Annotated in this window: 11 protein-coding genes; 7 read left to right on the top strand and 4 right to left on the bottom strand. The window is 70.5% G+C overall.

Annotation, left to right across the window (positions count from 1 at the left end; all coding sequences use genetic code 11):
* Nucleotides 1-137: 137 nt before the first annotated feature.
* Nucleotides 138-1,553 carry a CCA tRNA nucleotidyltransferase gene (locus ABZ721_RS26250; RefSeq protein ID WP_358791148.1) on the bottom strand — a complete coding sequence of 472 codons (1,416 nt, stop codon included), beginning with the start codon at nucleotides 1,551-1,553 and terminating at the stop codon, nucleotides 138-140.
* 145 nt (nucleotides 1,554-1,698) lie between these two features.
* Here ABZ721_RS26250 and ABZ721_RS26245 point away from each other — a divergent pair, with 145 nt between their 5' ends.
* The 7 genes from ABZ721_RS26245 to trxA all read left to right on the top strand — a co-directional run bounded on the left by ABZ721_RS26245 (nucleotide 1,699) and on the right by trxA (nucleotide 11,278).
* A complete protein-coding gene (locus tag ABZ721_RS26245; protein WP_358791147.1) occupies nucleotides 1,699-4,086 on the top strand; it encodes a DUF6049 family protein in 2,388 nt (795 codons plus the stop codon).
* 43 nt (nucleotides 4,087-4,129) lie between these two features.
* Nucleotides 4,130-6,304, top strand: coding sequence for a murein biosynthesis integral membrane protein MurJ (gene murJ / locus ABZ721_RS26240; RefSeq protein ID WP_358791146.1), 2,175 nt, complete (start codon nucleotides 4,130-4,132; stop codon nucleotides 6,302-6,304).
* Nucleotides 6,305-6,428: 124 nt separating this feature from the next.
* Nucleotides 6,429-8,132 carry a protein kinase family protein gene (locus tag ABZ721_RS26235; RefSeq protein WP_358791145.1) on the top strand — a complete coding sequence of 568 codons (1,704 nt, stop codon included), beginning with the start codon at nucleotides 6,429-6,431 and terminating at the stop codon, nucleotides 8,130-8,132.
* A 21-nt stretch (nucleotides 8,133-8,153) separates the two neighbouring features.
* On the top strand, nucleotides 8,154-8,831 hold the full coding sequence (gene sigM / locus ABZ721_RS26230) for an RNA polymerase sigma factor SigM (protein ID WP_358791144.1): 678 nt from the start codon (nucleotides 8,154-8,156) through the stop codon (nucleotides 8,829-8,831).
* Nucleotides 8,832-9,483: 652 nt separating this feature from the next.
* The gene (locus ABZ721_RS26225; RefSeq protein ID WP_358791143.1) at nucleotides 9,484-9,840 is read left to right on the top strand and encodes a hypothetical protein; all 357 of its coding nucleotides are present in this window, start codon (nucleotides 9,484-9,486) and stop codon (nucleotides 9,838-9,840) included.
* Nucleotides 9,841-9,941: 101 nt separating this feature from the next.
* Complete coding sequence (gene trxB / locus ABZ721_RS26220) at nucleotides 9,942-10,892, top strand: thioredoxin-disulfide reductase (protein ID WP_358791142.1); 951 nt, start codon at nucleotides 9,942-9,944, stop codon at nucleotides 10,890-10,892.
* 47 nt (nucleotides 10,893-10,939) lie between these two features.
* Nucleotides 10,940-11,278, top strand: coding sequence for a thioredoxin (trxA, locus tag ABZ721_RS26215; RefSeq protein WP_358791141.1), 339 nt, complete (start codon nucleotides 10,940-10,942; stop codon nucleotides 11,276-11,278).
* A 99-nt stretch (nucleotides 11,279-11,377) separates the two neighbouring features.
* On the opposite strand, the gene ABZ721_RS26210 is transcribed toward trxA, so the two are convergent.
* The 3 genes from ABZ721_RS26210 to ABZ721_RS26200 form a co-directional block, all read right to left on the bottom strand.
* Nucleotides 11,378-11,995, bottom strand: coding sequence for a GNAT family N-acetyltransferase (locus tag ABZ721_RS26210; protein ID WP_358791140.1), 618 nt, complete (start codon nucleotides 11,993-11,995; stop codon nucleotides 11,378-11,380).
* Nucleotides 11,996-12,258: 263 nt separating this feature from the next.
* The gene (locus ABZ721_RS26205) at nucleotides 12,259-13,353 is read right to left on the bottom strand and encodes a ParB/RepB/Spo0J family partition protein (protein WP_358791139.1); all 1,095 of its coding nucleotides are present in this window, start codon (nucleotides 13,351-13,353) and stop codon (nucleotides 12,259-12,261) included.
* On the bottom strand, nucleotides 13,350-14,399 hold the full coding sequence (locus ABZ721_RS26200; protein WP_138351170.1) for a ParA family protein: 1,050 nt from the start codon (nucleotides 14,397-14,399) through the stop codon (nucleotides 13,350-13,352). The genes ABZ721_RS26205 and ABZ721_RS26200 overlap by 4 nt, the downstream gene beginning before the upstream one ends.
* Between the last annotated feature and the right edge of the window lie 237 nt (nucleotides 14,400-14,636).

Here is a 14,636-nt window from a genome sequence, read left to right as displayed (position 1 = left end):
TCTCTCCTCGTCTGGGTGGTGTCCGCCGGGCGCCGGGGGGGGGGGTTCTCCCGCTCCTCCACCCCCCCCCCGGGTTTCGTCGGGGGGGGGTCTTTTGTTCCACGTGGAACATCGCAGCGGCGGCTCGGTTCGCGCGCTCAGTCCTGTGCCGCCCACCACTTCTTCAGAGCGTCGGTCGCGTCCTCCTCGGACAGCGGACCGTTCTCCAGACGCAGCTCCAGCAGGAACTGGTAGGCCTTGCCGATCACGGGGCCGGGCCGGACATCCAGGATCTGCATGATCTGGTTGCCGTCGAGGTCCGGGCGGATCGAATCAAGCTCCTCGCGCTCCTGGAGTTCGCCGATGCGCTCCTCCAGCCCGTCGTAGGTACGGGAGAGCGCCGCGGCCTTGCGCTTGTTCCGCGTCGTGCAGTCGGACCGGGTGAGCTTGTGCAGCCGGTCCAGCAGCGGGCCGGCGTCGCGGACGTAGCGCCGGACGGCGGAGTCCGTCCACTCACCGGTGCCGTACCCGTGGAACCGCAGGTGCAGCTCGACGAGCCTCGACACGTCCTTGATCATGTCGTTGGGGTACTTGAGCTTGGTCATCCTGGACTTGGTCATCTTCGCGCCCACCACCTCGTGGTGGTGGAAGGAGACCCGGCCGTCCGACTCGAAGCGCCGGGTCCGCGGCTTGCCGATGTCGTGCAGCAGCGCAGCCAGCCGCAGCACCAGGTCGGGGCCGTCCTCCTCCAGGTCGATGGCCTGCTCCAGGACGGTCAGCGAGTGCTCGTAGACGTCCTTGTGCCGGTGGTGCTCATCGCGCTCCAGGCGCAGTGCCGAGAGCTCCGGCAGGACCCGCTCGGCGAGCCCGGTGTCGACCAGCAGCCGCAGCCCCTTGCGCGGGTTCTCCGAGAGGATGAGCTTGTTCAGCTCGTCCCGGACCCGCTCCGCCGAGACGATCTCAATGCGGTCCGCCATCGCCGTCATGGCGGCGACGACCTCGGGGGCGACCTCGAAGTCCAGCTGGGCCGCGAAGCGCGCGGCGCGCATCATCCGCAGCGGGTCGTCGGAGAAGGAGTCCTCCGGGGTGCCCGGGGTGCGCAGCAGCCGTGCGGCCAGGTCGTCGAGCCCGCCGTACGGGTCGACAAAGACACTGCCGGGCAGCGCGACGGCCATCGCGTTGACCGTGAAGTCACGGCGGACCAGGTCCTCCTCGATGGTGTCGCCGTAGGAGACCTCGGGCTTGCGGGAGGTCCGGTCGTACGCCTCCGACCGGTAGGTGGTGACTTCGACCTGGAAGCCGTCCTTGCGGCACCCGACGGTGCCGAAGGCGATACCGACCTCCCACACGGCCTCCGCCCAGGGCCGGATGATCTTCAGCACCTGCTCGGGGCGGGCGTCGGTCGTGAAGTCCAGGTCGTTGCCGAGCCTGCCGAGCAGGGTGTCACGGACCGAGCCGCCGACGAGGGCGAGCTTGAAGCCGGCTTCCTGGAAGCGGCGGCCGAGGTCTTCGGCGACCGGCGCGACCGTGTGAGGGGCCTGCTGGGTCTGGGGGTCATTGTTGGCATTCGGCACAACGCAAAAGGGTACGTGGCCGCGAGCCCCCCGGCCTCCTCGTTATGCCGCCGCTCCACATGGAGCAGTCCGCAGCACTTTGCCTCTCGCTCGATCGTTAACATGCCAGGACGCACATCCGATTGACGACAGGACGGGCAAACGAGTGGGCGAGGCGGCACAGTCACCCGGTACACCCACGGCGCGTCCGCGGCGGATACGCCGCGCGGCCGCGCTGATCGCCGGGGCGTCGCTCTTCGCGGGCCTGCTGCAAGCGCACACGGCACCCGCCGCCCATGCCGCGGCCCCGGGTACCGGATCACGGACCGCCCAGGTCTCCGTGGAGTCCGTGGACCCGCTCACCCCCGCGAAGGACGGCACGGTCACCGTCGCGGGCACCGTCACCAACACCGGGCGGGGCACGATCACCCGTGCCGAGGCCGGCCTGCGCATCTCCTCCAACAGTCCGCTCACCAGCCGCAGCGCGATCAGCTCCGCCGCCGCGCGCACCGGGGTCACCGGTGACGACGGCAGCCTGATCGCCGAGCACACGGCCAAGCTGGCGGACATCCCGTCCGGCACGAGCAGCTCCTTCTCCCTGAAGGTGCCCGTGAGCGCCCTGGGGCTGGGCGCTGACGGCGTGTATCAGCTGGGGGTCACGCTCAACGGCCAGACGCCCGACGAGGCCTACAACCACGTCCTGGGGATCCAGCGGACGTTCCTCCCCTGGTACGCGAAGGGCGAGGCCAAGCCGACCCAGTACACGTTCCTGTGGCCGCTGGCCGACCGGCCGCACCTGGCGGTGCGCAGCGACACCGACGACCAGCAGAGCCCGATCTTCCTCGACGACGACCTCGCGGCGGACCTCGCGCCCGGCGGCCGGCTGCAGGAGCTCGTGGAGCTGGGCAGGACGCTCCCCATCACGTGGGTCGTCGACCCGGACCTGCTCGCCACCGTCGACTTCATGACCCGCAGCTACCGGGTCCTGGGGCCCGATGGTGACATCGCGCACACGACGCCGGGCACGGGCACCGAGAACGCCAAGCAGTGGCTCAACGACCTGAAGTCCGCGACCGCGGGCCACGAAGTGGTCGCGCTGCCCTTCGGCGACACCGACATCGCCTCCATCGCCCACCACGGCAAGGAGGTCCCGGCGACCCTCGGCCACCTCAAGACGGCCACCGACCTCGGCGTCAGGACCGTCGACACGATCCTGGGCCTGGACCCCATCGCCAACGTGGCGTGGCCGGCCGACGGTGCCGTCGATCCGTCGATCGTGGACGTCGCCACCGCGGGCGGCGCCGACAAGGTCATCGCGCGCAGCGACAGCTTCGGTGAGACCGGCTCCCTGGACTACACCCCGACGTCCGCCCGGCCGATCAGCGGCGGCACCACGGCGGTGGTCAGCGACGCCATCCTCTCCAAGGCGTTCCAGGGCGACATGACGGGCGCCTCGGCGTCCGCCCTCGCCGTCCAGGACTTCCTCTCCCAGACGCTGATGATCTCCCTGCAGGCGCCGACGAAGCAGCGCAGCATCGTCGTGGCCCCCCAGCGCATGCCCACCGCGTCCCAGGCACAGGAGATGGCCCGGGGCATCACCGCGGTCTCCCACAGCCCCTGGGCGCAGACCATCAGCTTCGACGCGGCCACCAAGGCGACGGCCGACACGGCCGCCAACCAGAAAGTGCCCGCCACGTCCGCCTACCCGGACTATCTGCGCAAGCAGGAGATCAGCACCAGCGCGTTCCAGGACATCCAGCGGACGCAGGGCCAGCTCAACGGGTTCACGGTGATCCTCAGCCGCAAGGACCGGGTCACCGTCCCCTTCACGGCGGCGGTCCTGCGCTCGATGTCCAACGGCTGGCGCGGCGATCCCGGCGGCGCCTCACTGTTCCGCGAGTCCATCGGCTCGTACCTCACCGACCTCATGGGCGCGGTGCACATCCTGGACAAGACCAATCTGACCCTGTCCGGGCGCAGTGCCACGATCCCGGTGACCGTGAAGAACGAACTGGGGCAGGCCGTCACCGGCCTGGAACTGCGGCTCACCTCCAGCGCGCAGATCCGGCTGGACGTCGGCGACCCCCAGCCGGTCACCGTCGAGGGCGGGCACACCCGCTCGCTGAAGTTCCCCACCAAGGCGGGGGCGAACGGCCTGGCCCAGGTGACCGCCCAGCTCTACACGAAGGACGGCGTCCGGTACGGCGAGCCGATGTCGTTCAACGTCAAGGTCACCTCGATCACCGACACCGTGATGCTGGTCATCGCCGGGGGCCTGCTGCTCCTCGCGCTGGCCGGCGTGAAGATGTACAACCAGCGCAAGCGCAAGGCCGCCGCCGGTACCGACGATCCCGATGCTGACGGGGACGACAGCGGCGACGACGGCGACGCCCACGAGGCGACCGGTGACGACGACGGTACGGACGGTACGGGCGGGGCGGACGAGGGCGGCGGTGCGCACGGCGCCGAAGCCGGGCAGCCGGGTGACCCGGCCCCGGACACCGCACCCGAAAGCACGGACCCGTCCCCACCGGGTGAGAAGGTGGACCGATAGCCAGGCCGGGTCCCGACAGCGGACACTCAATGAGGTGGGGCAGATGAACGCGCCGTACGACGGTGACCGCGACCGGGAGACTCCGGCCGGAGATCCGCGCGCACAGGTACCGCCGCCCCCTGCCCACCATCAGGCCCCGACGGACCCCTACCTGCAGAACCCGGATTCCTACCAGCAGAACCCGGATCCCTATCTGCAGAACACCTACGCCTACGATCCGTACCCGCAGCAGGATCCGACCGCGCAGGACCCCGTCAACGAGGCCCTCTACGACCGTGCCGCGCACCCCCCGCCGCCGCCCCCGCCCTACGGGCAGCAGTGGCCGCCGCAGCAGCAGTACCAGATGCCGTACGGCGACGACGCGACCACGCAGTACGTCGGGGTGGACGACCTGGTGACCCACGCGGCAGAGGAGCCGCCCCCGTACGACGCGTTCGCGCACCTGTACCGGGACCAGCAGCCCGCCCCGACCCCGGCCCCGGAGCACTTCGCGCCCACCGCGCCCCCCGGACCGCCCGGGCCGCCCGTCGCGCCCGAACCGGAGCAGCGGACGGCGCCGGTCCCGGCGCCCCGCTCCGCCGGCCGCGGCAGCAGCATCCTGAAGTCCAGCGCCCTGATGGCGGCCGGCACCCTGGTCTCCCGTCTCACCGGGTTCGTCCGCACGCTCGTCATCGCCGCCGCGATCGGTGTCGCCACCCTCGGCGACTCCTACGCGGTGGCGATGGTCCTGCCCACGATGATCTACATCCTCACCGTCGGCGGCGGCCTCAACTCGGTCTTCGTCCCGCTGCTGGTGCGCGCGATGAAGGACGACGAGGACGGCGGCACGGCCTTCGCCAACCGCCTGCTGACCCTCGTCATGGTCATCCTCGGCGGCATCGTCACCATCACCGTGTTCGCGGCCCCGCTGCTGGTCCGCATGATGTCCACGAAGATCGCGGACAACCCCGCCACCTTCGACGTCGCGGTGACCTTCGCCCGCTACTGCCTGCCCACGATCTTCTTCATGGGCGTGCACGTCGTGATGGGCCAGATCCTCAACGCCCGCGGCAAGTTCGGCGCGATGATGTGGACCCCGGTCCTCAACAACATCGTGGTCATCTTCACCTTCGGCATGTTCATCTGGGTCTACGGCTCCTACGGCACGACCAACATGGACGCCACGACGATCTCCCCCGACGGCGTCCGGCTGCTCGGCATCGGCACCCTGCTCGGCCTGGCCGTCCAGTCCATCGCGATGCTGCCGTACCTGCGCGAGGCGGGCTTCGCGTTCCGGCTGCGGTTCGACTGGCGCGGCCACGGGCTGGGCCACGCGGCGAAGCTGGCCAAGTGGACGTTCTTCTTCGTCCTCGCCAACCAGGCAGGCCTCATCGTCGTCACCCAGCTGGCCACCTGGGCCGGCTCCGAGGCCGACAAGGCAGGCTTCCAGGGCACGGGCATCACCGCGTACAACAACGCGCTGCTGATCTGGCAGATGCCGCAGGCGATCATCACGGTCTCCGTCATGGCCGCCGTGCTGCCCCGCATCTCCCGCGCCGCCCACGACGGGGACGCGCCCGCGGTCCGCGACGACATCTCCTACGGGCTGCGCACCTCCGCCGTGGCGATCGTCCCGGCCGCGTTCGCCTTCCTCGCCCTCGGCGTCCCGATGTGCAGCCTGCTGTACGCCGGCACCGGGACGGACTCCGCGCGCAACATCGGATTCATCCTGATGGCCTTCGGGATCGGCCTGATCCCGTTCTCGGTGCAGTACGTCGTGCTGCGCGGCTTCTACGCCTTCGAGGACACCCGCACCCCCTTCTACAACACGGTGATCGTCGCTGCGGTGAACGCCGCCGCGTCCGCGGTCTGCTTCGTCGTGCTCCCCTCGCGCTGGGCCGTCGTCGGTATGGCCTTCTCCTACGGACTGGCCTACGCGGTCGGCGTCGGAGTGGCCGTCAGGCGGCTGCGCGCCCGGCTGGGCGGCGATCTCGACGGCAAGCGCATCACCCGGACGTACGCGCGCCTCACGGGCGCCTGCGTGCCCGCCGCGCTGATCGCCGGGGCCGCCGTCTACGGCATCACCCGGACCCTGGGCAGCGGTGCGGGCGGCTCGCTGGTCTCCCTCGTCATCGGCGGCGCCCTGCTGCTCGGCGTGTTCTACGTCGCGGCCAAGCGCATGCGGATCGAGGAAATGACCGCGATGGTCGGAATGGTGCGCGGCCGACTCGGCCGTTGATCGAACAAACACGGCGGACAACCTTCGGCTCCCGCCGTGTGTCGTGCATAGAGCAGGACTGTGGGCACAATTGGCCTTGGCTCTGCAGTGGGATCGCGCAACGGATGGGGAGGCAGGAACGACGGTGGCGGATCGGAGTACGGCTGCCGTCGGAGTGGCCAACGAGGGCGGCGAACCGCCGCCCGCCGTCCAGCAGGACGGGGCCACAGCCGACGAGACGACGGATCAGAACATCCTTCAGGACGCGCGGGACGAACCACAGGGCGGGACGGCGGAACAGCACCAGGGCAAGAGCGACCCGCCGGAACTCCACAGCGGACACAAGCTCGCCCGCCGCTACCAGTTGGAGGAGTGCGTCACCCGTCTCGACGGCTTCAGCAGCTGGCGGGCGGTCGACGAGAAGCTGCGGCGTGCCGTCGGCATGCACCTCCTGCCCGCCGACCACCCCAGGGCCCGCCAGGTGCTCGCCGCCGCCCGTTCGGCGGCACTCCTGGGTGATCCCCGCTTCGTACAGGTCCTCGACGCGGTCGAGGAGAACGACCTCGTCTACGTCATCCACGAGTGGCTCCCGGACGCGACCGCCCTCAGCGACAGCCTGACCGCCGGACCGCTGGAGCCGCACGACGCCTACCAGATGGTCAGCCAGGTCTCCCAAGCCATGGCCGCCGCCCACCGCGAGGGCTTGGCGCACCTGCGGCTCAGCCCCGGCTCCGTACTGCGCACCAGCTCGGGCCAGTACCGCATCCGCGGCCTGGCCGTCACCGCCGCGCTGCGCGGTCTGAAGTCGGAGCGGCCGCAGCGCGAGGACACCCAGGCGATCGGCGCCCTGCTCTACGCCTCGCTCACCCGGCGCTGGCCTTACGAGGAGGACGCGTACGGCCTCACCGGGCTCCCCAAGGACGTGGGGCTCGTCGCCCCCGACCAGGTGCGCGCAGGGGTCCACCGCGGGCTGTCGGAGATCGCGATGCGTGCGCTCGTCAACGAGGGCGCCACCGCCTCCCGCGAGGAATCGCCCTGCACCACTCCCGAGGAGCTGGCGCGGGCGGTCGCCGGCCTGCCCCGGATCCGGCCCCCCGAGCCGGACATCTCGCCGTACCAGCGCACCACGTACCAGCAGGGCCCCTACCGCCAGACGCCCGCCGCGCCCCGGCCGGCCCCCACGCCCCCCGCCGCGCCGCCGACCCTTCCCGGCCGCACCGGCAAGGCCCTCAAGTGGGCCGTCTCCGCGCTGCTGATCGTCGCGCTGGGCCTGGGCAGCTGGCAGCTCGCGGACACGCTCATGAGCCGCGAGGCACGGAGCAAGGACGACACGGGGACCTCCCAGCGGGCGGGCCAGGACCCCACCGGCTCCGCTCCCGGCACGACACTGGCCATCTCGTCCGCCAGCGAGTTCTCGCCCCTGGGCGACCCGACGCAGCCGGGGAAGGTCCCGCTCGCCATAGACGGCAGGGCCGACACCGCCTGGATCACCAGCAACTACAAGGGCCAGTCGAACTTCGGCAACCTCTCCAGCCGCATCCAGGGCAGTGGCATCACCGTCGACCTGGGCGGCCGCCGGAAGGTCACCGGTATCGATGTCACGATGTGGGCCCCCGGGCAGACCGTCGAGGTGCTGGCCGCGGCACCGGACGCCTCCCGGCCGACCGCCCTGGCGGCCTTCCCGCAACGGCTCTCCCCGGCGTCCAAGGCGGGGGGCACGGTGCGGGTGACCGTCGCCGTGCCGGTGGAGACGCGGTACGTCCTGATCCACATCACCGACCTGCCACCCGAGTCGGGTGGCGGCTTCCGCGGCGGCATCGCGGAGATAAAGGTCCTCGGCACCAGCTGAGCGGCGAACGGGGAGGCGCTTGTGGACGACGACAGTAAGCCGGGGGAGGAGGCCAGCGACGCTGATCTCCTCGCCCGGCACGTCGCGGGAGACCCCGACGCGTTCGGGGAGATCGTCCGGCGCCACCGCGACCGCCTGTGGGCCGTCGCCCTGCGCACCCTGGGGGACCGCGAGGAGGCCGCCGACGCCGTCCAGGACGCGCTGGTGTCCGCCTTCCGCGCCGCCCACACCTTCCGCGGCCAGTCCGCGGTCACGACCTGGCTGCACCGGATAACCGTGAACGCGTGCCTGGACCGGGCGCGCAAGACGGCTTCCCGCCGCACCTCCCCCGTCGACGACGAGGACCGCTTCGAGGCGCTCCTCGAACCGCACGAATCCGCCGCCGCCCCCGCCGAGCGCGGCGAGCTCCACCGCGAACTGGTCACCGCCCTCGCCACCCTGCCCCCGGAGCAGCGCGCCGCCCTCGTCCTGGTGGACATGCAGGGCTACCCCGTCGCCGAGGCCGCCGCCGTTCTCGACGTACCGACCGGCACCGTGAAGAGCAGATGCGCGCGCGGCCGGGCACGGCTCCTGCCGCTCCTCACTCATCTGCGCGCCGACCAGGGGAGTAACGCGGACTCCAGCCGGGGAAGGAACCGGACGGAGGGGACATCCGTCCCAGAGACGGCAACGGAAAAGGGCGGAGGTGGCCACCAGTGACTTCGACGACGGGAACGGACGCGCACCCCGAGGTCTCGGAGATCTCGGACCTGGCCGAAGGCCTCCTGCCACCGGGCCGCTCCGCGGACGTACGCGGCCATCTCGACGGCTGCGAGCTCTGCTCCGACGTGCGCTCGTCGCTGGACGAGATCCGCAACCTGCTGGGCACACTCCCCGGCCCCCCGCGCATGCCCGCGGACATCGCCGGCCGGATCGACGCCGCGCTCGCCGCCGAGGCGCTGCTCGACTCGACGGCGCCGTCGACTGTTCCACGTGGAACAGTCCAGCCCCGGGGCCCCCCCGGGGGGGGGGCGCCCGGGGGGGGGGGCCCCCCCGCGCCCGGCCCCGGCGCCCCCGGGCCCGGGCGCGGCGCCCCCGTCTCGCCACTCCCCACCCTCCCCCCCCGCCGGCCCCCCAGGGGACGGCGCCGCAGGGCGCGGGCCGCCCCAGCGGCCACTCCACGGCCTCCACGGGCCCGGGACGCGGCCACGCCCGCCCCCGGCGCCGCTGGGCCAGGACACTGCTGGTCACGGCCTCCACGGCTGCGGTCCTCGGCCTCGGCGGGGTCCTGCTGCACTCCCTCGACATCGGAGCGAACCAGAACGACGCGGCGGACAAGCGCGTCTCGGACGTGGCGCGGCAGCCGGGAGACGTGGCGGGGGCGAAGCGCGACGCAGAGGTCGCCGGCGCTCTCCAGGCACGTGTCCGGGAGCTGCTGGGGGAACCGGTCCAGACCTCGGGCGCGCAGTCCCCGGCGCTCGGTTCCGACACCCCGGCCCTCACCCCGTTCCGCACCCAGTCCGTCGCGCTGCCGCCGTGTGTGCAGAAGGGCGTCCACCGCTCCGAGCAGGCGCTCGCCTCCGCGCACGAGCCCTACGAGGGCACCGACGCGTACCTGGTGGTCCTTCCCCACCCCGGCGATCCGGCGCACGTCGACGTGTACGTCGTGGACGCCGCCTGCACCACGGAGCCGGGCCGGGTACTCCGGCAGGACACGTACGCGCGCTGACGGCGTACCGGCGCGGGAATGCTGGACCCTTAGGATCCGTTAGGCAGGACGAGAGTCCCGCCAGGGCCCCGCAGTAGTCGGTAGAGACGAGGAAGACACCCGTGAGCGACGTCCGTAACGTGATCATCATCGGATCCGGGCCTGCGGGCTACACCGCCGCGCTGTACACAGCGCGCGCCGCCCTGAAGCCGCTGGTCTTCGAGGGGTCGGTCACCGCAGGCGGTGCGCTGATGAACACCACCGAGGTGGAGAACTTCCCGGGCTTCCGGGAGGGCATCCTGGGTCCCGACCTCATGGACAACATGCGCGCCCAGGCGGAGCGCTTCGGCGCCGAGCTGGTGCCCGACGACATCGTCGCGGTGGACCTCAGCGGCGACATCAAGACCGTCACCGACACCGAGGGCACCGTCCACCGGGCGAAGGCCGTCATCGTCACCACCGGGTCCCAGCACCGCAAGCTGAACCTCCCCAACGAGGACCAGCTCTCCGGACGCGGGGTCTCCTGGTGCGCCACCTGTGACGGCTTCTTCTTCAAGGACCAGGACATCGCCGTCATCGGCGGCGGCGACACGGCGATCGAGGAAGCGACCTTCCTCTCCCGCTTCGCCAAGTCCGTGACGATCGTCCACCGTCGCGACAGCCTGCGCGCGTCGAAGGCGATGCAGGAGCGCGCCTTCGCCGACCCGAAGATCTCGTTCGTGTGGGACAGCGAAGTCGCCGAGATCCACGGCGAGAACAAGCTGACCGGCCTGACGCTGCGCAGCACGACGACCGGTGCGACCTCGGAGCTGCCCGTCACCGGGCTGTTCATCGCCATCGGCCACGACCCGCGCACCGAGCTGTTCAAGGGCGTGCTGGAACTGGACGGCGAGGGATACCTCACCGTCGACGCGCCCAGCACCCGCACGAACGTCTCCGGTGTCTTCGCCGCCGGTGACGTCGTGGACCACACCTACCGTCAGGCGATCACGGCAGCCGGCACCGGCTGCTCGGCCGCTCTGGACGCCGAACGCTTCCTCGCCGCCCTCGCGGACGCCGAGAAGACCGCCTGACCGTCAAAGCCCTCTCCCCCACACGTATCGAGCCTGAGGAGACTGCCGTGGCCGGCAATACCAAGATTGTGACCGACGCGACCTTCGCCGAGGAGGTCCTCGCCAGCGACAAGCCCGTGCTGGTCGACTTCTGGGCCGAGTGGTGCGGCCCGTGCCGGCAGATCGCCCCCTCCCTGGAGGCGATCGCCGCGGAGCACCCCGACGAGATCACCATCGTCAAGCTCAACATCGACGAGAACCCGGTCACCGCTGCCAAGTACGGCGTGATGTCGATCCCGACGCTCAACGTCTACAAGGGCGGCGAGGTCGTCAAGACCATCGTGGGTGCCAAGCCGAAGGCCGCCATCAAGCGCGACCTCGCGGACTTCATCGGCGACGCCGTCTGATCCGACGTCGTGCGGCCCTGGGCCGCTGACCGTTCCACGTGAAACAGGCCCGCTCCTCACCGGAGCGGGCCTGTTCGCGTTCGGGGGTGCGCAGGCGCCTCAGAGCGGTCTGAGGGCCGGCTCCTTCTGGACGGCGCCCAGCAGACGATCGATCGCCATCTCCACGTCTTCCTTCCAGGAGATCGTCGATCGCAGTTCCAGCCGCAGCCGTGGATAGCGCGGATGGGCGCGGACCGTCTTGAAGCCCACCGCCAGCAGGTGGTCGGCCGGCAGGACGCATCCCGGCTCGGCCCACTTCGCGTCGCCGAACGCCTCGATCGCCTTCACCCCGCGCCGCACCAGATCCTTCGCGACGGTCTGCACCAGGACCCGCCCGATGCCCTGCCCCTGGTACCCGGGCATGATCCTGGCGGTCATCAGCTGCACCGCGTCCGGAGAGACCGGACTGGTGGGGAACGCCGTGGAACGCGGGACGTACGCCGGTGGCGCGTAGAGGACGAACCCGGCCGGGACGTCGTCGACGTACACCACCCGGCCGCACGATCCCCACTCCAGCAGGACCGCGGAGATCCAGGCCTCCTTCTCCAGCTCCGGCTTGCCCGCCTGGACGGCGGCCTCACCGCTTACCGGATCGAGTTCCCAGAAGACGCAGGATCTACAGCGCTTGGGGAGATCCGAGAGGTTGTCCAACGTGAGCGGAACGAGCCGACGCCCCATACGGCCAGGCCCTCATTTCTGTCGCGAACCAAACTGCCCACGAATCCCCCCACCGCCCCCAAGCCCAGTCCCGCGGCTACGAGAGCTGCCATGTGCCGCTCGTGCTCAGGTCCGACCTTCACCGCGCGCATGGGCTTCCCTCCCCAGAGAGGCTCCCTACCTCCTCAGCATCGTAGTCTCGCCCCCTGTCCCGGGACACTGAGGACAAGCAAAGAGCGGGTGGCGTTCCTTTCGGAACGCCACCCGCTCTTTCGGGACCGGACTCACTCGACGTCGTCGTCAGGTTCCTCGTCGAGCCGGCTCTCCAGGACCTTGCCCTCACCGGGGGCCATCGTCCCCAGGATCCGCTCCAGATCCTCTATCGAGGCGAACTCCACGACGATCTTTCCGCGCTTCTGCCCCAGGTCGACCTTGACCCGGGTGTCGAAGCGGTCCGACAGCCGCGTGGCGAGATTGGTCAGCGCCGGCGAGACCCGCCGTCCGGCCCGCGGGCCCACGACCTTCTTCTCGGACTTCGGCTCCGCGTTCATCAGGGTCACGATCTCTTCGACCGCCCGCACCGACAGCCCCTCGGCCACGATGCGGTGCGCGAGCAGATCCTGGTCCTCGCCGTCCTCCAACGAGAGCAGCGCGCGTGCGTGCCCGAAGGAGATCACTCCGGCCGCGACCCGTCGCTGCACGGGCGCCGAGAGCTTCAGCAGGCGCAGCGTGTTGGAGACCTGCGAGCGGGAACGCCCGATCCGGTCGGCCAGCTGCTCGTGGGTGCAGGCGAAGTCGCGCAGCAGCTGGTCGTAGGCCGCCGCCTCTTCCAGCGGGTTCAGCTGGGCGCGGTGCAGGTTCTCCAGGAGCGCGTCCAGGAGAAGCTTCTCGTCCTCGGTGGCCCGGACGATCGCCGGGATGTTCGCCAGACCGGCCTCCCGGCAGGCCCGCCACCGGCGCTCGCCCATGATGAGCTCGTAGCGCTCGGGTCCCGCCTGCCGTACGACGACCGGCTGGAGCAGGCCCACCTCCTTGATGGAGGTGATGAGCTCGTTCAGCGCGTCCTCGTCGAACACCTCACGGGGCTGGCGCGAGTTCGGCGTGATCGAGTCGATCGGCAGCTCGGCGAAGTACGCGCTCGGCGCCGAGGGCGCTTCGGCTGCTGCCGGGACCGGTTCTGTTTCACGTGAAACCGGGATGTCCACCGACGGCGGAGCATCGTGGGTTCTGGGGCTCAGACCGGCGACCTTGGTGGCCGCCAGCATGGTGCGGTCCGCTGTCAGAAGCGGTACCGCCGACGGCGACGTGGTCGCCGATGACGGCGCCGCTGGGATCAGCGCGCCTAGACCACGGCCGAGCCCTCTGCGTCGATCACTCACTGGATCCCCTCCGACATGCTGTGCTGATCATGCTCATTGGTGCCCTCAGCGCCACGCAGAGCCATCTCGCGTGCCGCTTCGAGGTAGGACAGGGCCCCGCTGGATCCCGGGTCGTAGGTCAGCACGGTCTGGCCGTAGCTGGGTGCCTCCGAGATCCGGACCGAGCGGGGGATGCTCGTGCGCAGCACTTCCTTGCCGAAGTGGGTACGCACCTCGTCTGCGACCTGGGCGGCGAGCCGGGTACGGCCGTCGTACATGGTCAGCAGGATGGTTGATACATGCAGCTTGGGGTTGAGATGAGCGCGGACCAGGTCCACGTTCTTCAGCAGCTGTCCCAAGCCTTCCAGCGCGTAATACTCGCACTGGATCGGGATGACCACCTCGGCGCCGGCCACCAGGGCGTTCACGGTGAGCAGGCCGAGCGAGGGCGGGCAGTCGATGAGGACGTAGTCCAGCGGCTGCTCGTAGGCCTCGATGGCCCGCTGCAGCCGGCTCTCCCGCGCCACCAGGGAGACCAGTTCGATCTCCGCGCCGGCGAGGTCGATCGTGGCCGGAGCGCAGAACAGCCCCTCGACGTCGAGGACCGGCTGGACGACCTCGGAGAGCGGGCGACTCTCCACCAGGACGTCGTAGATCGACGGGACATCGGCATGGTGGTCGATGCCCAGCGCCGTGGAGGCGTTGCCCTGGGGATCGAGGTCGATCACCAGCACGCGGGCGCCGTGGAGCGCGAGCGAGGCAGCGAGGTTGACCGTGGTCGTGGTCTTCCCGACCCCGCCCTTCTGATTGGCCACCACCATCACGCGGGTCTGAGCCGGCCGAGGGAGGCCCTCGCCGGCCCGACCGAGCGCTTCTACCGCCAACTGGGCGGCGCGACCGATGGGGGTGTCGTCCATCGGGGGCAATGTTTCACGTGAAACATCCCCCCCGAATGATTCCGAACGGGGACCGGGGACCGGATCGGTCATCGGCCCCGCGATGTTGGCGTCGGACCGCAAGGATTCACTCTCCTCGACTACAGGCTCGCAATGCACAGAGCCTGCCATGCTTTCGGGGTCGTGAACCAGCGAGGCCCGACTGCCTGTGGATGAATCCACCTCATGGGCCGACTTCGAGGGCTTGTTTGCGCGCGCCTCAGCCGCCGCACGACCGCGGGTGAGGACTCCTGGGAGCAGGGAGCGACGTTTCACGTGGAACACGATGCACAGCCGCGTGTCTCATATCCCGGAGACACTCCGAATTATGTCGTTTTGGCCGTTTGTATGGAGTAGAACGCGCCCCCA

Origin of the sequence: Streptomyces sp. NPDC006733 (assembly GCF_040636125.1) — a bacterium.
In the GTDB taxonomy this organism is placed as follows: domain Bacteria; phylum Actinomycetota; class Actinomycetes; order Streptomycetales; family Streptomycetaceae; genus Actinacidiphila.
This window is presented reverse-complemented; position numbering and strand designations above follow the sequence as displayed.

Coding starts and splice junctions, on each gene's coding strand:
- murJ (WP_358791146.1), top strand. CDS start 4,130: ATGAACGCGCCGTACGACGGTGACCGCGACCGGGAGACTCCGGCCGGA.
- ABZ721_RS26210 (WP_358791140.1), bottom strand. CDS start 11,995: ATGGGGCGTCGGCTCGTTCCGCTCACGTTGGACAACCTCTCGGATCTC.
- ABZ721_RS26200 (WP_138351170.1), bottom strand. CDS start 14,399: ATGGCAGGCTCTGTGCATTGCGAGCCTGTAGTCGAGGAGAGTGAATCC.